This window comes from Amycolatopsis sp. NPDC114478, from assembly GCF_055633805.1.
The window spans coordinates 41,940-59,934 of record NZ_JBVKDO010000010.1; the positions used below are offsets into that span (position 1 = coordinate 41,940).

Annotated in this window: 16 protein-coding genes; 6 read left to right on the top strand and 10 right to left on the bottom strand. The window is 66.8% G+C overall.

What is annotated here, in order from left to right:
- Positions 1 to 17 precede the first annotated feature (17 nt).
- The 3 genes from ACZ7OH_RS26395 to tgmA are packed head-to-tail and all read right to left on the bottom strand — an operon-like array spanning position 18 to position 2,448.
- Positions 18 to 1,169: a methyltransferase domain-containing protein gene (locus ACZ7OH_RS26395; protein WP_470283227.1), complete on the bottom strand. Its 1,152-nt coding sequence runs from the start codon at positions 1,167 to 1,169 to the stop codon at positions 18 to 20.
- Positions 1,166 to 2,119: an ATP-grasp ribosomal peptide maturase gene (tgmB, locus tag ACZ7OH_RS26400; protein WP_470283228.1), complete on the bottom strand. Its 954-nt coding sequence runs from the start codon at positions 2,117 to 2,119 to the stop codon at positions 1,166 to 1,168. Before tgmB ends, ACZ7OH_RS26395 begins: the two co-directional genes overlap by 4 nt.
- Entirely contained in the window at positions 2,119 to 2,448 is a 330-nt protein-coding gene (gene tgmA, locus ACZ7OH_RS26405; RefSeq protein ID WP_470283229.1) for a putative ATP-grasp-modified RiPP, read from the bottom strand. The genes tgmB and tgmA overlap by 1 nt, the downstream gene beginning before the upstream one ends.
- 156 nt (positions 2,449 to 2,604) lie before the next feature.
- Here tgmA and ACZ7OH_RS26410 point away from each other — a divergent pair, with 156 nt between their 5' ends.
- The 3 genes from ACZ7OH_RS26410 to ACZ7OH_RS26420 are packed head-to-tail and all read left to right on the top strand — an operon-like array spanning position 2,605 to position 4,347.
- Positions 2,605 to 3,138, top strand: coding sequence for a GntR family transcriptional regulator (locus ACZ7OH_RS26410; protein ID WP_470283230.1), 534 nt, complete (start codon positions 2,605 to 2,607; stop codon positions 3,136 to 3,138).
- 24 nt (positions 3,139 to 3,162) lie between these two features.
- Entirely contained in the window at positions 3,163 to 3,885 is a 723-nt protein-coding gene (locus ACZ7OH_RS26415; protein ID WP_470283231.1) for a GntR family transcriptional regulator, read from the top strand.
- A 51-nt stretch (positions 3,886 to 3,936) separates the two neighbouring features.
- Positions 3,937 to 4,347, top strand: coding sequence for a hypothetical protein (locus ACZ7OH_RS26420; protein ID WP_470283232.1), 411 nt, complete (start codon positions 3,937 to 3,939; stop codon positions 4,345 to 4,347).
- A 199-nt stretch (positions 4,348 to 4,546) separates the two neighbouring features.
- Here ACZ7OH_RS26420 and ACZ7OH_RS26425 read toward each other — a convergent pair whose 3' ends face one another.
- Both ACZ7OH_RS26425 and ACZ7OH_RS26430 read right to left on the bottom strand, forming a co-directional pair.
- Positions 4,547 to 7,048: an AAA family ATPase gene (locus tag ACZ7OH_RS26425; RefSeq protein ID WP_470283233.1), complete on the bottom strand. Its 2,502-nt coding sequence runs from the start codon at positions 7,046 to 7,048 to the stop codon at positions 4,547 to 4,549.
- A 189-nt stretch (positions 7,049 to 7,237) separates the two neighbouring features.
- A complete protein-coding gene (locus ACZ7OH_RS26430) occupies positions 7,238 to 8,107 on the bottom strand; it encodes an alpha/beta fold hydrolase (RefSeq protein ID WP_470283234.1) in 870 nt (289 codons plus the stop codon).
- Positions 8,108 to 8,626: 519 nt separating this feature from the next.
- On the opposite strand from ACZ7OH_RS26430, the gene ACZ7OH_RS26435 reads away from it, so the two are divergent.
- Entirely contained in the window at positions 8,627 to 9,610 is a 984-nt protein-coding gene (locus ACZ7OH_RS26435; RefSeq protein ID WP_470283235.1) for an ABC transporter substrate-binding protein, read from the top strand.
- Between the two features lie 11 nt (positions 9,611 to 9,621).
- Here ACZ7OH_RS26435 and ACZ7OH_RS26440 read toward each other — a convergent pair whose 3' ends face one another.
- Positions 9,622 to 10,185, bottom strand: coding sequence for a 3,4-dihydroxy-2-butanone-4-phosphate synthase (locus ACZ7OH_RS26440; protein ID WP_470283236.1), 564 nt, complete (start codon positions 10,183 to 10,185; stop codon positions 9,622 to 9,624).
- Positions 10,186 to 10,197: 12 nt separating this feature from the next.
- A complete protein-coding gene (locus ACZ7OH_RS26445) occupies positions 10,198 to 11,790 on the bottom strand; it encodes a carboxylesterase/lipase family protein (protein WP_470283237.1) in 1,593 nt (530 codons plus the stop codon).
- A 318-nt stretch (positions 11,791 to 12,108) separates the two neighbouring features.
- Between ACZ7OH_RS26445 and ACZ7OH_RS26450 the strand changes: the two genes are divergently transcribed.
- Positions 12,109 to 13,428, top strand: coding sequence for an NtaA/DmoA family FMN-dependent monooxygenase (locus tag ACZ7OH_RS26450; protein WP_470283238.1), 1,320 nt, complete (start codon positions 12,109 to 12,111; stop codon positions 13,426 to 13,428).
- A gap of 1 nt (position 13,429) precedes the next feature.
- Positions 13,430 to 15,250: a flavin-containing monooxygenase gene (locus tag ACZ7OH_RS26455; RefSeq protein ID WP_470283239.1), complete on the top strand. Its 1,821-nt coding sequence runs from the start codon at positions 13,430 to 13,432 to the stop codon at positions 15,248 to 15,250.
- Between the two features lie 119 nt (positions 15,251 to 15,369).
- On the opposite strand, the gene ACZ7OH_RS26460 is transcribed toward ACZ7OH_RS26455, so the two are convergent.
- Genes ACZ7OH_RS26460 through ACZ7OH_RS26470 form a run of 3 tightly spaced genes read right to left on the bottom strand, consistent with a single transcriptional unit; the run spans position 15,370 to position 17,820 of the window.
- Positions 15,370 to 15,864 carry a TetR family transcriptional regulator gene (locus ACZ7OH_RS26460; RefSeq protein WP_470283240.1) on the bottom strand — a complete coding sequence of 165 codons (495 nt, stop codon included), beginning with the start codon at positions 15,862 to 15,864 and terminating at the stop codon, positions 15,370 to 15,372.
- Between the two features lie 44 nt (positions 15,865 to 15,908).
- Complete coding sequence (locus ACZ7OH_RS26465) at positions 15,909 to 17,114, bottom strand: NAD(P)/FAD-dependent oxidoreductase (RefSeq protein ID WP_470283241.1); 1,206 nt, start codon at positions 17,112 to 17,114, stop codon at positions 15,909 to 15,911.
- A gap of 34 nt (positions 17,115 to 17,148) precedes the next feature.
- The gene (locus ACZ7OH_RS26470; protein ID WP_470283242.1) at positions 17,149 to 17,820 is read right to left on the bottom strand and encodes a TetR/AcrR family transcriptional regulator; all 672 of its coding nucleotides are present in this window, start codon (positions 17,818 to 17,820) and stop codon (positions 17,149 to 17,151) included.
- Positions 17,821 to 17,995 lie beyond the last annotated feature (175 nt).

Here is a 17,995-nt window from a genome sequence, read left to right on the forward strand (position 1 = left end):
GATGACGGCGTCTGATGTCAGCTGTGCATGTCCCAGTGGGCGTCGCTGTCCGAGTGGTCGAGCCAGACGAGATGCGAGCCGTCTTGGTGCACGGTGAGGCCGAGCCGGTCCCAGCTCGGCTTGCCAAGTCGGGTCCACGATGCGGTGGCGGCTTCGACGCGGCTCCAGATCTGCGCCGGGCCTGCTTGGCGGACTTCCCGCTGACCGTCGACGTCGGCGCGCATGCGGATGGAACACGATGAGCCGTCAAGTGCTGTGAAGGTCGCCCATTCCGGGCCGGTATCGCTTATGCCGTGGTAGCCGAACGTGGTGGCGGGAGGGAGTTCCGCTTGAGCGAGGAACCAGGGGACGAGGGAGTTCCAGGGCAGGGGATCGAGTTCGGTTTTCGATCGCGCGCCGCGTGGCGGATCGGCGGCAGATCGCAGCACCGGGGGTGCCGTGTCGGTGTTGCGGATTCTCATGAAGCCGGCCCAGGTCGGGAGGAATCGGCCTTCGAGCCGGTCCTCGTAGCGCTTTAGCAAGACGAGGTTTCCCGCGTGGATGGCGGGTTTGAGGTCGACGAGCAGCAGCCCGCCGGGGCGGAGCTGTTCGGCCCATGCCCACGGGATCGCCGGGACGGAGCAGGTGGCGATGATTCGGTCGTAGGGTCCGTGCTGGGGCAAGCCGTCGGTGCCGTCGGTGGCGGCGAGGGTCGGGGTGCGGCCGAGGACCGCGAGACGTTCTCGGGCCGTGGTGACCAAGTCGGTGCCGATGTCGACGGAGAACACCTGCGTGGCGCCCAGGCGGTGGCAGAGTAATCCCGCGTTGTAGCCGGTTCCGGTGCCGATCTCGAGGACTCGGTGTTCGTCGCGGATCTCGAGGGTTTCGAGCATTCGGATCATCAGGCCGGGTTTGGTGGAGGAGGAGACGGTGACCTGGTGGCCGTCGGTCGTGGGGGCGAGGGAGGTGACCAAGGGAGCGTTTTGGTAGACCGCTTCCAACCATCCGTCGTCGCCTTCGGCGGTGGTGATCCAGGTGCCGTCGGGTTGCTGGGTGTGGAACGCGGGGACGAACAGGTGCCGCGGGGTTTGCTCGAGCGCGGCTCGCCACGCTGGGGAGTGCAGGACGTCTTCGTCGGCGAGCTGGTCGGCCAGCTGCCGGGCCAGTGGCTGCCAGTCGACGGCGGTCATGCGGTTCCCTTGGCCAGCATGTCGGCGATCGTGTCGGTGATGGGGGCGTTGATGGCGTCTTCGATCCAGCCGTACTGGCCGGTGGCGTTGCATTCGAGGAATACCCATTCGCCGTCGGGGCGGATGACGAAGTCGAACGCCCCGTAGAGCAAGCCGAACTCGATGCAGTACTCCAGCACGCCGGCCACCACTTCGCTCGGTGCCTGCACCTGCTCATACTGCAAGGCGGCGTAGTCGTTGCGCCAGTCCAGGTAGGCGGCTGCGCTTCCCGCGTGGATCGCCGCGGTGAACACCTGGTCGCCGACCACGATGACGCGGGCCTCGTAGGCCTTCGGGACCCAGCGCTGGAACTGGTGGGCGCTGACCTCGATCCCGCGGAGGTCGGCGAGGTCGCTGGCGTCGAGGAGGTGGGTGAACGTGGTCTTGCGGCCGCCGTCCTCGATGATCGCGGCCGCGCCGAGCGCCTTGGTGACCGTTGCGCCGGTGGCGGCGAACTGCTGCACCGATGCCGGGGTGTTGGTGATCAGGGTGTCGGTGACCGTCAGGCCACAACGCGCCGCCGTCGCCAGTTGGAGCGGTTTGTAGGCGGTGTCGGCGTTGCGGGCCGGGTGGTTGATCCACAGCGCGGGCAGCGACGCGAGGACGCCGCCGACGCCGAGCTTGGACTCGCTCATCGCCCAGTGCCGCTCCGTCGCCGACAGCGCCGCGGGGAAGATGAACGCGGGCGGGCTGCGGTACCAGACCGACCGCACCTCCTCGAGGGAGATGCTCCGCTCGGCGGTGGTCAGGGTGCCGACCCAGCGGCCGTCTCGGAGGCGGGCGTCGATGGTCGCCTGCTGCGGGAACCAGGCGGTGTCGATCCGCGCTGTCGGCACTGCTCGGCGTTCGAGAGCCGCGACCATGCGGTCGGCGCTGAAGTCGTGCTCGGCGGCGAGGATCAGCACGGTCATCAGTCGTTGATCCAGTCCTCGGCGCTGGGGCCGTCTTCGCCGTCGACGCTGGAGGTGGTGTTCGCGGTGGGCGGCCCCATCCGGGGCAAGTCGATCAGCGGCCGGCCGGTCATGTCTACCGCCTTCTGAACCTGCCGGTCGTAGCGCCACGCGGGGAGGACGACCCTGTGGCCCGCGGGGAGAGCGCGTCGCAAGCCGAACGGGCGCGTGCCGGCCGGGGAGGCCACGTGGTCGCGGCGCTCGGGGAAGGTCGTTCCGGTCAGGGCGAACTGGGCGCTGGCCGGTGCGAGCGGGTCGGCGTGTGGTGCCCGGTCGATGGTGACGTCCATGAGTCCCTCCGCGATTGCGCTGGGTAGTCGATCTGCTACGAGACCTTACTGCGATATGCGAAAGGTGACAAGACTCTCGGTGCTGCGCGGCCGCGCGGTCTGCAGGTCGGGCTAAGGTCGAATGGACGATGCACCGGCACTGAAGGAGCGCGGCATATGGCTGGCGGCGGCGCCTGGACGAGCGTCTCGATGCCCTACGTGAGCGGCCGGAAAGGCGACGCGTGGGGAGCCGAAGCCGCCCAGCACGGCGGCACCGGCACCCAGCGGCTCGGGGAAGTCGGCGAGGTGCCGGCGCCGGCACCGATCGCCGACATGCTCGGCCTCGACGCGGGTGATCCGGTGGTCATTCGGCGACGCGTCATGCTCTTCGACGATCGCCCGGTCGAGCTGGTCGAGTCCTATTACCCCGTCGCGATCGCCCGCAGCACCCGGCTCGCGGAAGCCCGCAAGATCCGGGGTGGTGCCGTAGCGTTGCTGGCCGACCTCGGGCATCAGCCGCGGCGGGTCCAGGAGGACGTCGTCGCCCGCTTGGCGACCGCCGAGGAGCGCGTCGAGCTGCAGCTGGACGACCCGGCGTGTGTGCTGCAGCTGTCGCGGGCGCTCTACGACCAAGACGACCTCGCGGTCGAAGCGAGCGTCATGACGATGGTCGCCGAAGGGCGGCGCCTACGCTACGAGCTGACCCCGTGATCACCGTGCTTCGAGGAGTCGGACTTGCCCCGCGCCCGTGACGTCCGGCCGCGCCATCAGCAGATCGCCGCGGACCTGCGCGACCAGATCATGCGCGGCGACCTTCCGCCCGGCGCGCAGCTGCCCTCGACCGCGGAGCTTGTTGCCCGGTATGCGGCGGCGAACGCCACGATCCAGCGCGCGCTGTCGACGCTGAAGGCCGAAGGATTCCTCGACAGCCGCGTCGGCAAAGGTGTCTACGTCCGCGACCGGCAGCCCTTCGTCATCGACGCCTCCGCCTACATCGCCCCCGCACCGGGCAAGTTCCGATACCAGCTGGTCGCGGTCGAGGAGGTGGATCCGCCTGCCGACGTCGGCGAGGCGCTGGGATTGGAACCCGGGGCGAGAGCGATCGTGCGGCGGCGGGTTCTCGTCCACGAGGAGCGACCAGTGGAGCTGTCGGCCTCGTACTACCCGTTGAGCCTCGCGGCGGGGACTGGTTTGGCCGGGCGCGCCAAGATTCGGGGTGGTGCGCCGCAGGTGCTGGTGGATCTGGGGTTTCCGCAGCGTGGATTTGTCGACCGGGTCTCGGCGCGGGCGCCGACGGTTGACGAAGCCGAGGCGCTCGAGCTGCCTGAGGGCACTCCGGTGATCCGGCAGCTGCGCACGATCTACAGTGACGACCTGCGGCCTGTGGAAGCGTCGGTGCTGATCAAGGGCGCGCACCAGTACGAACTGCTGTACCGGCAAGAGATCAGATCGTCCTGAGGCGGGCTTGCTTCACCGGGTGGTGCTCAAGCGTTGGAGCCGAGGTCGGCGGTGCGTTGGCTCGGCAGGACCGGAGCTGAACTTCCCCGGTCAGTGGATGATTCGGAGCTTGATCCGAATGCCGACATGTTCTCCGGCACGCATGGCCGTCAGGCCGTGCTGGAACACCGTGCGCCAAAGGCGCTCCGTCTGCGTGACGGGATCGCGGGCGGCGCGTCCTGGTGGGTGACCACCGCCGTGCCCGCGATCCCGATCGCGATGGTCGTCCTCCGCCGACACTTCCGTTCCCACCACCTCCGCTCCGGTGTCCGGTTCAACCCGCTGCCGACGGCGACCTTCGATCCGTCGCCGCGGGCCGTGCTCGCCTTCGCGCGCCAGCGAGGGCGGGTGCGCCCCGTACGAGTGGGTGCCGAAGAGCTCGTCTACTCCGACGTCGAGATCCGGTGCGCGAGGTCGAGGTGAATCGTCCTCGGAAAATAGATCGCGACTTCCGAGAACGAGAGCCGGCGGTGGCCGCCGAGCGGGAGAAGGCCGTTCGCAACGACCAGCAGTGGCCCAATCTTCCGAGTGCCCCGGGAAGGGCGGCCTGGCGTAACCGTTTCTTCGACGCGGAACGCGACTTCACCGATGAAAGCTCTACCTGAATTCCGTTGCGAACAGGTTAGCGTCCGTGCGCACTGGCCGGCCCATTCCGACGGGTGGTTCCCATCTTCTGGCTGTGTTGGCCGGCGACGGCAAAGGAAGTCCCGTCCCTCAGGGCTTCGGTCGGGCTGGGCGGGGTGAACGAGTCCGGGCCGGAACGTTCGAACTCCTGGAAGAGGTTGTCCCTGAGCATCTTCGAGCCGGTGATCCTGCTCTGCAGTCCTTCGCCGAGACACCGTTCGGCCAGCGTGTCGAGGGAGCTGAACGTGACGATCTTGGTCAGCTTCCGGGCACCGCGCTGATCGATTTCCGCCATCTTGTGGCGGTAGTCCTCGTCGCGGCCTGGATGCTGCCGCTGCAGTTCCGCGATCTCGCCCTCCAAGGCTTCACGCTGCGGCCTCATCTCGCCCTCCACCTTGGCCAGGTGCTTTTCGAACCAGGCGAAATTTCTGGGGGTCAGTTGTCCGCCGCTGGATCGGCTGCGCCAAGCCCTCAGATAGCGCAGTTGCGCCTCGAGCACCGGGTGACCGATGCGAGCCGCCTTGTCGAGGCGTCCCCGCCGCGTCACCGCGTCGTCGAGTTCGAACTTTTCCGCGTTGCTGTTGATCACGAAGACGATCCACCTGTTCTCGCGCAGGCGCTGCAGCCGCGGAAGCATGCCGGAGGTGATGAAGGCACCCACCGTCCGGCTTTCGATCGAGGTGGCGCTGGGGCGCCACTTGAAGAACTCCTCGCACTCGTCGAACGGGACCACCGCGCGGCGCAGGTGCATCAGGTCTTCGAAGATCTCGTCCGCGGCGGCTTCGAAGCCTTCGATGCCGTTGCGCAGGAAGACTGGAGGGGAAAGAGTGAGGAGCGGCCAGTCGAGTTCCCGGGCTGTCGCGGTGACGAGAGAGGTCTTGCGGGTGCCCGGCGGCCCGTAGAGCAGGAAGGAGGCCGTCTCGACCGGACGTTCGTTCACGTTCCGCAGGGTGGGTTCCAGGATCTCCGACATGATCCCGGCCACGATGCTGTTGGCCTCGGTCGGGTCGACGAGGGACGCGAACTTCTCGAGGCGGCTCTCCGGCAGCGTCTGAGTCTGCAGGATGTGATAGCGGCTGCGCTGGGGGACCAGCCAGGTCAGGTCGGCCCAGAAGCTGCGGAAGGCTGGCGCACTCCTGGCCGCCCGGTATTTCCGGAGAATTCTCTCCTGGCGTGCGAGTCTCAGCGCTTCCCGATAGGCGAAGAGGAACTGCAGGACGACGGCGGTGGTCCAGGACTCGATTTCGTAGCCGGCTCTCGTCCGGTCGTTCCGCCAGCCGCTCGCGTCTTCGTGTTTGGCGAACGAGTTCTGCACGAGCCGGAACGAGGCGTCCATGGCCGGTAGTGCGGCCGTGTAGATTCCCATGTCGGACTCCTGCAGGTCCAGGAGGGTGACGGTGGACAGCGCCAGGCTCAGCTCGACGCTGGGGATGTACACCAACCGCCGGCCGCCGAAGCTGAGCACTCCGGCGCTCGTCCACGTGCCGCGCTGGGACTGGTCCTTGACGAGTGCCGCGACTCCCTGCTCGATCAACGGCGAATCCGCGTCACCGGTGAACCTGGCCAGTAGCGCGCAACAGCTGACCAGCGAGCTGGAGTCGAAACCCGGAGCGGGCAGCAGATGTAGCCCGAGCTGCTGCACGATCTCGTCCCGGACCCGGTTGAGCAGCTGAGCCTGCGGGAACGTGCCGTCGTGGCCACGTTTGCTGCTCGCGTCGAGCTGGTTGAGGGTGCGCGCGGCGGCATCGAGGGCGCGGACGCTGTGCAGGGTCAGGAAATGGTGGGTACGCGCTGACTCGTGGACCTTGACTCCGTCGTCGGAGAGCTGCTCGCCGACGACGGCGGTGAGCTCGCGGAGGTAGTCGACCAATGTGTCCCGCTGGGTGTCGGAGAGGTCCAGGTCACATGTCAGTCTCGTGACCGGGCTCAGCGCGAGCGAGAGCGACAGCAGCAGCTGAGCGTCGGTGAACGGGTTCTCGTGGTTTTCGCCGTGGCCTCGCAGCAGGTCCAGCGGCAGGCAGAAGTATTCGGTGACCATCCGCCGGGCGGCTTTCCGGATCTTCGTCACAAGCGCAGCCGGGGCCAAGACCAGGTCGTTCTCGCTGAAGAAATACGCAGCGGCGACCAGTGCCTGGAACGACCTGTTGTTCGACGTAGCACCCTTGCCCCGGCCGAGAGCCGCCGGGCTCTGCGTCTCGTGATCGGAGGAGTCTCCTTTGGCGCGCCAGAAGTTGCCACTCCGGTCGTCCCACGTGCTCATCAGCGATTCGCACGCGCGCACGAGCCACCTGTCGACGACGTCGGTCGAGACTTCCTGGCTTCCGGGCGGTGTCTGGTACACGTGCTCTCCTGTTGCGCGAATCAGCAGCTCTGGTGTCGTGCTTTCTCGGGTCGTCCCAGCGCCGCGCTCTGCTACAGCTCGACGGGGGTGTAAGGGGGCAAGTTCACCCGAACAGTGCAGCCGTTTCGCCTCGCGACTACGACCCGCGCTTACGAGCACCGATGTGCGCTGCGCACTCGGTGTTCAGGGACCTGCTGGCCATCGTGCTGGTCGGTCTCTGCTACCGCTTGCCGCTCACGACTCCGTTAGCCGGCGCGTTGCCCGCGGCGACACGTGTTGCTCGTTTTGGAGCTGGCTGCCGCGACTGAGTTCAAGATCATCTCATTGTAGAGCGCCACGTTCCCCTGGCTACGCTGACTCGGTCAGCTCGGCCAGCATCAGGTCGAGCGCGCCGATGGCGAGGGACATGTGACCCTCCCCGGTGAGAAGGTGGGCGGTGGCACCCGGAACCCTGTCGGCCAGCCATTCACCGTGTCGGAAGGGCACGAACCGATCTTCGTTGCCGTGCCAGATGAAAGTAGGGGCGACGATGTCGGCCACGGAGAATCCCCACGGGCGTACGAAGGCAAGGTCGTCGTCGACCCAGCCATCGACACCGGGGCGGAGCCCTTCGGCGATGTTGGCAGCTAGATCATCGGCGTACTCGCCGGTGATGACCGCGCGGTCGACGTCCGGGAGCAGAGTCTGCCATTCCTGCATGATCGCAGCACTGTCGTTGGCGCCGAGGCCGACGGCATGGGCTTCCAGCGCCGGGCGAAGCTCGTACTCACCATGTAAAGCGAGATTGAACAACTCGATGTTCAGCTCACCCATTCCGGTGAGGAAGTCCAAGCCGGCCACATCGTACGGGGCAAGCCCGGCAATCACGAGTGCGCCGGCCACGCGCTCGGGTAACAGCGCGGCGGTGGCCAGGCAATGCGGGCCGCCACTGGATCGGCCCGCGACGACGCATCGCGGCGAGCCGAGGTGATCGAGGATCGCTGAGACGTCAGCTGCGACGTCGGCGACCGATCGGCCGGGCAATCTGCTGGACCGGCCGTAACCGGCGCGCGAATACCGCACCATGCGGAGACCGCGCTCGTGGACCGCATTCTGGAAACCGGTGAACCGGAGCACGGATCCCGGGGTGCCGTGGTGAAAAATCAACGGTAGTCCCGAATCTGGGCCGGTGACTTCGATGTGCAGGATCCGGTCGTCCGGCAGCGTGATGGTGGTCATGCCTGCATTGTCGGCGGAGTCGCCCGGCGAAACAACCACACGACAGGCCGCGCCGTGTCACTTCTTGATCGGAAATGCCTCATGTGACATCGCGACCGCGACGGTCGGTCGGCGACTGGCCGGTCGCAACTCGGAGATCGTCGCGCAGGGCAGCGACGTTCTGTTGCCACAAGCTTCGAGGGGGGCGCAGTTGACCTCGGCCGCGACGATTTGATCGCAGGATCGCCCGGCGGACCACATTCGACTCCCGTGAACGGCTGACGGGCGGCGTGGTCACTGCGGCATTCCCGTATCGTCGATGCGGAGCTCTCCGGGGGCGCCATGTCACAAATGGTCTCGTTTGAACTTCTACACGTTGGCATTCGGTTATAAAAAGAATCTTCATGTGCTCGAAAAACGCTCACTCGCTTGACGGTAGTCGATCATGGATCATAACGTCCCGCTGCTGGATCGGCGTGGTGTCAACCGCGCTCTTGGAAGGGAACAAATTTGTCCGGAGGGTCTGCCGGTTGCGTACGTGTGAGCCGGATCGTGTCGGGTGTCGTTGTTGCGGCCGTGCTGCTGTCGGCTGCGAGTGGCTGTGGGATTCTGGGATCGGACGACGGGAGTGCGTCGTCGGGCGGATCCGGTGTCGAGAAAACGAAGATCAAGGTTTCGGTCCAGCCGCTCACCGATCTCGGTCCCTTCTGGCTCGCCCAAGACGCGGGCTACTTCAAGGCCGAGGGGCTTGACGTCGAGACGGTCATGGCCGCAAGCGGGCAGGACTCGACAGCGAACGTCGTCTCGGGAGCGGCTGACATCGCGTTTTCCAGCTATGTCTCGTTGTTTACCGCCAGGGGTAACGCAGATCTCCTGTTGGTAGCCGACGCGACGTCGGTCAGTTCGAAGAGCAATGCGATCGTGGCGGGACCGAACTCGCCGGTGAAGACGGTCGATGACTTGGCAGGAAGGAAAGTGGCCATCACGGCCAAGAACACCGCGTCGGACATTCTTACGAAATCGGTGATGAGTGACCACCGTGTTTCCGCCGATGCGGTGAACTGGGTCGAACTGCCTTTTCCGCAGGTGGCGGCCGCATTGCGGCAAGGTCGGGTCGATGCCGCCTACGTCGCGGAACCCTACGTCACCATCGCGGCTGATGTGGCCGGTGCGATTCCTGTCGTCGACATCGGCTCCGGCGCCACCCAGGACTTCCCCTTGGCGGGGTACGGAGCGGCGAAGAAGTGGGTGCAGGAGAACCCGAAGACCCTTGCGGCCTTCCAGCGAGCGATGAAGAAAGCTACTGCCGACGCTATCGGTGACCGCGCGAAGGTGGAGCAGCTGCTAGTGAAGCACGCCAAGATCGACGAGGCGGTCGCGAAGCTGCTCACGATGCCCGCGTTCGGCTCGACGCTGGACGCGCGTCGCATCCAGCGCGTGCCCGACCTGTTGCTGCGGATGGGTGTCATCACGGCACCGGTCGTTGCGGCGACGAGGATCGCTCCGCAGGCGGATGTACGGTGACCAAGTCGGAGTCAGGTCACGACGAGGACGAGGCTGTGCTCGGCGGCGAATTCGCTGAGCTCGTCTCCGTGGGCCATGCGGGATGGGTCGATCCGGGACACCAGCGTGCTGTAGACGGCTGCGGGCGGGTGGCCAGAACTCCTTACCAGCTCGATCGCTGTTTCGGCGACCCCGGCTCGTGTGCTCGCGTACGCCTGTATTGGGATGACGTGTCCGGGGCGGGTGAAGTCGATGGTGGAGGAGTACGGCGAGGCGAGCGCGGCTATCGTCCTCGCGCGGTCGGTCGCCGAGATGCCGGTACCCGGCCCGCGGAGGTCTACTGTCACCCGCTGCGCGGGATCGCCTCGGTAGTGCATCGGTGGGAGGTCCAGACGGAGACAGTCTTCGGCTGTGAGGGCGACCCGGACGAAGCCGGCGGTGTGGCGCACGGTGAAAGCCAGCAGTTCGGGTGACGCGAGGGCTGCGGCGAAAACCAGGTGGCCTTCGCGGTCATCGGCGATGACGACGAGTTCTCCGGCGGCGAGCGCGGCGACGGCCGTGGCGAGTTCCGGCCTAGAGGGTGAGTAGGTGGTCATGCTGGTCTCCCGTCACCACAACGCGCAGTGGTGGTCGGTGGTGAATGTGGCGAAGGGGGCGGTCCGATCCGGCGTCATACGCTGAACCGGCGATGAGGTCTGGTTGACAGCAGGCCATTCGGGCCGTCCTGCACCGTTGGGATTGCCGGCCGCGGCGAACGTGGTCCAATAACCGATCAGCTGGTTCGAGAGTCGTCTCTGGTTTTCGTCGAGGACGATAGGAGTTCCTTGCAGGCTGGAGGTCAGATACATGACGTCCGAGCCGTGATACGCCTTGAACTGCCACAGCAGATCGAGGGAAAAGGGCGGCGTGACCGGTGCGGTGGTGTCGGCGAACTCGTACTGGTACAGCGGCTGGTCTGTGCCCCGAACCTCGGCGACCACCTTGCTCGCGGGACAGGAGAAGCCGCCGTCGGTGATCACGTCGGAGATCGTGGTATCGGCGTCGATCGGGCTCGTTGGCGGGTAGCTGGACTCGAGTGCGGGCGTGATGCCGCCGGCAAGTTGCCGGATGTGCTGCCGTAGCTCCTCGACGTTCGACGGGCGCAGTTTTCCGAAGTGGTTTTCGAGCGAGACGAACAACCGGCCCTCGTCCCGGGTGCTGCCGGTGATCAGGGGAATGTGGTGGTACCGGCCGGCTGCTATGGCGTCTGCGATGGGCTCCGGGATCACGGTTCCGTCGATGGTCGGTGTCCAGGTCAGGTCGCCGATGGCGAGGCTGCTGCCTTGCGCGTTCACCAGGTCCGTCGCTGTCTTGCTGCGCAGGCAGGCGAGGCGGGTTGCGCTGTCCCGGCAGCCGGCCTTGTCGGCGAACGCCGATGATCGGGCGTACGCGGTGGCGGCGGGTGTCGGTCCGAGGTTCGTGCCGATGCATCCCCCGCTCTGCGAGATCGCCTTGTCGAACAGCCCGGACGCGCTGGGGGAGATCAGCTGCGTGCAAACGCTGTGGCCACCCGCTGACTGGCCGAAGAGGGTGATGTTCCGCGGATTTCCCCCGAACGCGGCGATGTTGTGCCTTACCCACCTCAGGGCGGCTTGCTGATCGAGGATCCCGTAGTTGCCGGTGGTGCCGGATTCGGAAACCAGCTCCGGTAGGCCGAGAAAGCCGAGCGCGCCAAAGCGGTAGTTGATGCTGACCACGATGACCTTGCCCGTGGCGACCACAGGGGTCATGTCGAACGCGGACGCCGAGGCGGAGATGTAGGCGCCGCCGTGGATCCACACCATGACCGGAAGGTTGCGGGACTCGGGCTCCGGCGGGGTGCGGACGTCGAGCACCAGGCAGTCTTCGTCGGTGTCCGATGCGAGCGTCTGGGGGCAGACCGGTTGCGGCAGGGTCGCATCTCGTACTCCGGTCCACGGCGTGACCTCCTGGGGTGGGCGGAAACGAAGGTCGCCGGTCGGCGGTGCCGCATAGGGAATATCGGAGAAGTGTCGTCCGGCGGAGTTTGCCTGACCGCGGAGTGTCCCGTCGGAGATCGTGACGGCGGTGCCGTCCTCGGCCGCTGCGGCCGGTGTGATCGTCGATGAGGCGAGGAGAAGAGCCAGGGCGGTGGCGCGTACCCCGGCACTTCGAGCACGGCGAAGTGTCCCGTTGCGTGGCATGACGTCTCCTTTGACCGCTGCCCGAGTCGGGTGGTCCGGACGCTAGGTGCCGGTGTTCGGCCACGTCAAGCCCGTGAGTGTCCCGAGGTCGACTTCGCGAAGAAGTTGTTGTCAGATATCAAAAACAGTCACTTTGTGCCGAGTGTCGACGATGCTGGGGCGAAGGTTTTTGAATCAACCAGTTGACTCAAAATGCACCGGAGGTGTTCACTGCTGTGACGTGGCGTTGCCCACGTTGGCCGGTACACCGGGGTGCCTGTCCCCCGGTCTGGTGCGACACGAACACCGCAGTGATGCACGGACCAAGGAAGAGAACCGATGTCGGATCGACGCTACCTCCACCTGAATCTGGTGGGGAACGACCTGAACCTCCACCAAGGTGCCCTCGCCTACGAGCGGGCGCAAACCGGACGGCCGCATCAGGACGCTTTCACCCGCCTGATGGAGTACGGAAAACTCGCCGACGAAGGCTTGTTCACCGCGGTGTTTCTCGGGGACGTTCCCGGTGCGGTGAACTCGCCCGCTCCCGACGGCGGTCCCGCCGAACCGATCACAGCGTTGACCGCCATGGCGGGTGTGACGCAGCACGTGGGACTGATCGCGACAGCTTCGACGACGTTCTACGACCCGTACACCCTGGCACGGCTGCTCGCGTCCCTCGACCAGGCTTCGAACGGGCGCGCCGGGTTCAACGCCGTGACGACCGCGGGCGACCACTTCGCCCTGGCGTACGGCCTCAAGGCACACCCGGATCGAGAGACCCGGTACCGGCGCGCGGACGAGTTCCTCGATGTCGTCACCGCCTTGTGGGAGAACCGCGAGCTGCGCACCGACCCGGACGGTGTGACCCGGTTCTACGCGACTCAGATGAAGCACGAAGGCGAGCTGTTCCGGGTCGAAGGAGCCCTGAACGTCGCTCCGAGCCGGCAGGGCCGCCCGCTGATCGCGCAGGCCGGGGGATCCGGGCCAGGCATCGCGGTGGCGGCGAAGCACGCGGAGATGGTCTTCACCAACGCCACGACGCGTGAGGGAGCCGCAGCTTACCGGGCAGATCTCGACAAGGCTTTGCTCAAGGCCGGACGTCCGGCGGGCAGCGTCCCGGCGATTCCCGGCTTCATCCCCTTTGTCGGCCGTACAGCTGCCGAGGCCGAAGAGAAGATGCGCGCTCTCGACGACTACGTCGACTGGGAGATGCTGGCGCCCTTCGCGCTCGGGCAGTTCGGCATCTTCCTCTCCTTCGACGACGTGAACGAGCCGTTCCCGGTCGACGTGCTGCCCAAGCCCGAGGACGTGGAGAAGACCATCACGAGTACCTTCGGCAACTACGTGGGTCTGTACAACTGGATCCACGAGCGCCCGGGTGTGACGGTGCGCGAAGTGACCGCTCACGCGATCGGCCGTGGTGGTGCGACCCACCGCAAGTTCGTCGGATCCTACGACGAGATCGTGGACGACTTCGCCCTGTGGTTCGAGGACGGTGCGGTGGGCGGCTTCAACCTCATGTTCCCGGTCGGCCCGCTGTCGATCCGGGAGTTCATCGACGAAGTCGTGCCGCGTCTGGTCGACCGCGGTATCCACCGGCCCGAGCCGGACGGCCGGCCGCTGCGCGAGCGCTTCGGCGGGACAGCGAGCCGCTGACATGACGGTTACCGCGCCGGGGCCTCAGCCCGACGGATACGACCCGGACTGGGTTCGCGCCAAGTACGCCTACGAACGCGCCAAGCGACTCCGCGCCGACGGGGTCGACCAATTCGTCGAAGTCACCGCGGAGTTCTCGCACTACGCCGATGATCCTTACACCGATCGAGTCGAACGTGAGCCGGTCGACGACGAGGTGCAGGTGCTCATCATCGGTGCCGGACTCGGTGGACTGCTGGCCGCGGTACGCCTGCAGGAAGCCGGGTTCTCCGACATCCGCCTCCTCGACAAGGCGGGTGACGTCGGTGGTACTTGGTACTGGAACCGCTATCCCGGCATCCAGTGCGACATCGAGTCCTACATCTACCTGCCGCTGCTGGAAGAGTTGGGTTACCTGCCCACCCAGCGCTACGCCTTCGGAGCCGAGATCCGCGAGCACCTCCGGGCGATCGCACAGCACTACGGCCTTTACCGGGACGCTCTGTTCCAGACCGGCGTCACCGGGATGACATGGGACGAAACGGCCAAGAAGTGGATCGTCTCGACGGACCGGGGCGACCGCATCACCGCCGCGGTGGTGGCGGTCTCGCCGGGGTCGTTGCACCGGCCCAAGCTCCCGGGCATCCCGGGCATCAACGAGTTCCGCGGCCACACCTTCCACACCAGCCGCTGGGACTACGCCTACACCGGTGGAAGTGAGGCCGGAGACCTCACCGGGTTGCACGACAAGGCCGTCGGCATCATCGGCACCGGTGCCACCGGCCTCCAAGTGGTGCCGCACCTCGGCCGGTCGGCCCGGCAGCTCTACGTTTTCCAGCGCACGCCGAACGCCGTCGACGTCAGGGACAACCGCCCCACCGACCCCGAGTGGGCGGCGAGTCTCGAGCCGGGCTGGCAGCGTCGGCGCATGGAGAACTTCACTCGCGTGACGGCGGGTGCCGAACTCGAGCTGGACCTCGTCGGTGACGGTTGGACGGAGGTCTCCTTCGAGCTGACCGCTGCTGCGGTGATGAAGGAGATGGCCCGGCGCGAGGGTGCGATGACGATGGAGGACATCTTCGATTTCCTCTATGAACAGGACTATCACTCGATGCAACGGGTCCGCGACCGCATCGACTCGATCGTCGTCGACAAGGCGACCGCGCAGGCTCTCAAACCCTGGTACAAGCGGTTGTGCAAACGGCTCGGTTTCCACGACGAATACCTCCAGACCTTCAACCGCGACAACGTTGAGCTCATCGACACCGACGGCCGGGGCATCGAGCGGCTCACCGAGGACGGCGTCGTCGTCGGCGGGGTCGAGTACAAAGTGGACGCCTTGATCTTCGCCACCGGGTACGAGGTCGGCACCAGCTACACCCGCCGGGCGGGCTTCGACATCATCGGCCGGGACGGCCTGCGGCTGTCCGACAAGTGGAAGAACGGACCCCGTACGTTCCACGGCCTGCAATCCCACGGCTTCCCCAACTGCTTCTTCCTCGGCTACACCCAGACCGGCATCGCGCACAACTACACCCACACCGCCGAGGAGCGGGCCCGGCACCTGGCCTACCTGCTCAAGCAGTGGGAGGTCAGGGGAGCCGGCACCATCGAAGCCGATCTGGCCGCCGAGGACGCGTGGGTGGCGACGATGCGCGAGCTCGCCGTCGCGGGGATCGACTTCTTCCGGGACTGCACCCCCAGTTACCTGGACACCGAGGGGGATCACGAGAATCCCGACAGCCTCCTCTCCGCCGGCTACGGCGCTGGTCCGGTCCAGTTCTTCGAGCTGCTGGAGAAGTGGCGGTCGACAGGTGAGCTGGACGGAGTGACGATCGCTTAGCGGATTGGGCCGGGCCGGTCGCCCTCGGACGCACTCGCGGACGGCGGCGACACGCACTCCGTCCGCTCGCCCGAAACTACGGTGGAGTCCGCCAGCAGCTCCTCGCCGAGTTCAGCGTGTCACCTGTGCTCGGCGCGTGGTAACCCCGCGAGTTCCGCCAGCGGTTCGAGCAGGGCTTGTTCGCGTGCCGAGGCGAGTGGCTGCAGTCCCGCCGAACGCAGGAGCGCGACTCCGATCGCGGCGGCAAGGATCAGCTGAGCAGGTAAGACGTACTTCTCCCCATTGTCGTCGGTCTGCTGCGCCGACTTCGCGGACAACGCCGTTCCGATGGCGCGCAGCGCCGCAAGCCGGATGCGGTTGGCTCGCTCGGTGCCGGGGTGGTGGGCGAGCAGCAGCAAGTGCTGGTGGTCACCGAGGAGACCCTCCGCCGCACGGCTGCCGGATTCGTCCAGCACGCGCGCGGTACCCCTGGCCAAGCAAGCGCTGAACAACCCCTCCTTCGAGCCGAAGTAGCGGTTGATGAGGGCAACGTTCGCGCCGGCGGCGTCGGCGATGTCCCGCACGGAAGTACTCGCGTAGCCGTCGCGGGCGAAGAGCAGCGCAGCAGCACTCACCAGTCGCGTTCGCGTGCCCGCCGCGTCCCGGCGCGGTGCGAATGTCACGGGACCGGATCGAGAAGGCCGTCGACGACGTCTTGGCGACGTAGCCGGGTTTGCTTGGGCATGTTCCAGCCGAGGACCCCGGTCACGCGCTCGCCCTGGCGGTATTGGACGACGAACCGTCGGTCGGCGGGGTCACCTTCGACGATCGCTGTCTCCCTGCTGCCCCCGACGAATCCGTGCACTTGCAGCTTCGCGTTGTGCTGGTCGGTCCAGAAGTAGGGGATCGGCGTGTAGGGCCGGTCCTCGCCCAGGATGTTCGCCGCGACGGCGGCCGCTTGTTCGATCGCGTTGGTCCGGTTCTCCAGCCGGATCAGATCGCCGAGCTGTTCGTGGTGCCATCGCGCGACGTCCCCGACCGCGTAGATGCCTTCGGAAGCCCGGCAGTGCGAGTCGCAGATGATGCCGTTGCCGAGTTCGAGACCGCTGTCGGCGAGCCAGTCGGTCACCGGGACCGCCCCGATCGCGACGGCGACCACGTCGGCGGGCAGGACTTCGCCGGTGTCGAGCCGCACCCCGGACACCCGGCCATCTTCGCCGGTCAGGCCGCTGACCCCGGTTCCCAAGCGCAATGCGACGTCGTGCTCGAGGTGCAGCTTCGTCAGGAGGGCACCGACCATCGGGCCGACCTGAAGCGCCATCGGGTCCGGTTGAGGGCCGGCGACGGTCACGTCCAGGCCCATGCCGCGGGCGGTGGCGGCTATTTCGGCGCCCAGTACGCCTTCGCCGACGACGACGAGCCGATTCGACTTGAGGAGATCGCGACGCAGAGCCGCGGAATCCTCCAGGGTCCGGAGGACGTGCACCCCGGCCAGGGCCGGCTGGCCCGGCAGCGTGCGGGGACGAACTCCGGTCGCCACGACGACCGCGTCGGCGGTGAGTTCACGCCCACTGGCCGTTTCGATCGTCCGGCTTCCGGTGTGCAGGCGCACGGCCGCGTCCGCCAGGATGAATTCGGCGTCGAGGGCGGCCAGTGCGGCCGCGGAACGGAGGACGGTGCGCTCGGGCTCCCAAGCGCCGGACAGGACCTGCTTGGACAGCGGCGGCCGGTCGTAGGGCAGGTGCGGTTCAGCGCCGAGCACGGTCACCCGGCCGAGAAAGCCCGCACGGCGAAGAGCCTCCACTGTGGACAATCCGGCGGCCGAGGCGCCGACGACGAGGACGCTCTGGGGCAGGCTGGTCCCCTCGATGGCGCCGGGTGTCATACTCGAACCTCTTTCGTCTGGGGTGAAGCGCCGTTCACGAGCATCCGCTCACCGGTGCCAGCCAGAGCCCGACGATGGCGTCGACCAGGCCGTCGGCCGCCTCGTTCCAACCGACGCGCGGTGCGAGCCCTTCTTCGGCGAGTACTTGCTCTCGTTCGGCGAGCATGTGCACCAGGAGCAGGCGAGCCATGTTGTGCCGCTCGGCACGGACTGCCGACGGCAGGTGCGCGACGCAGGCGTCAAGACCTTGCACGGTTTCGATCAGCGTCGGCGAGTTCATGGCGTCCGCCGTCATGAACTCGCGGTAAGCCGGGCTGGTGGTGATCTGCGTGGCGAACCGGCCGAACCAGCTGGGCACGCCCAAGTCCGCGAGGTGGCGGCTGACCGGACGGACCAGGCAGGTCACCCACTCGCGGAGCCCGGGACTGTCACCCACTGCGGCGACTTGCCCGGCCCGGAGCCGCTCGATGGCTTCGTTGTGCCTGCTCACGATCGCTCGCACGAGATCGGTCTTCGAGCCGAAGTGGTAGCTCACCGCCGCGTTGTTCCCCTGACCCGCGGCTTCGCTGACCTGTCGGTTGGACACGGCTTCGATGCCGAACTCGGCGAACAGCCGCTCTGCGGTGAGCAGAATCGACTCCCGGGTGGCGTGACTGCGCGCCGACCGGGACGTCCGGCCGCTCGTAGCCGTCACCGGGTGGGGCATCGCCAACCTCCTTGGCGCTGGGGACCCCAGTTAACCGGTCGGCGAAGTTTGAGTCAACTGGTTGATTTAAACTTGCCTCGGTCGGCCGACGCCCGGTGTCGGCTGTCGGCGAGGCTGGTTTTAGCACCGGATGCTATCGGTCGGAAGCAATTGTTGTTTTCGATTACCATTGTCC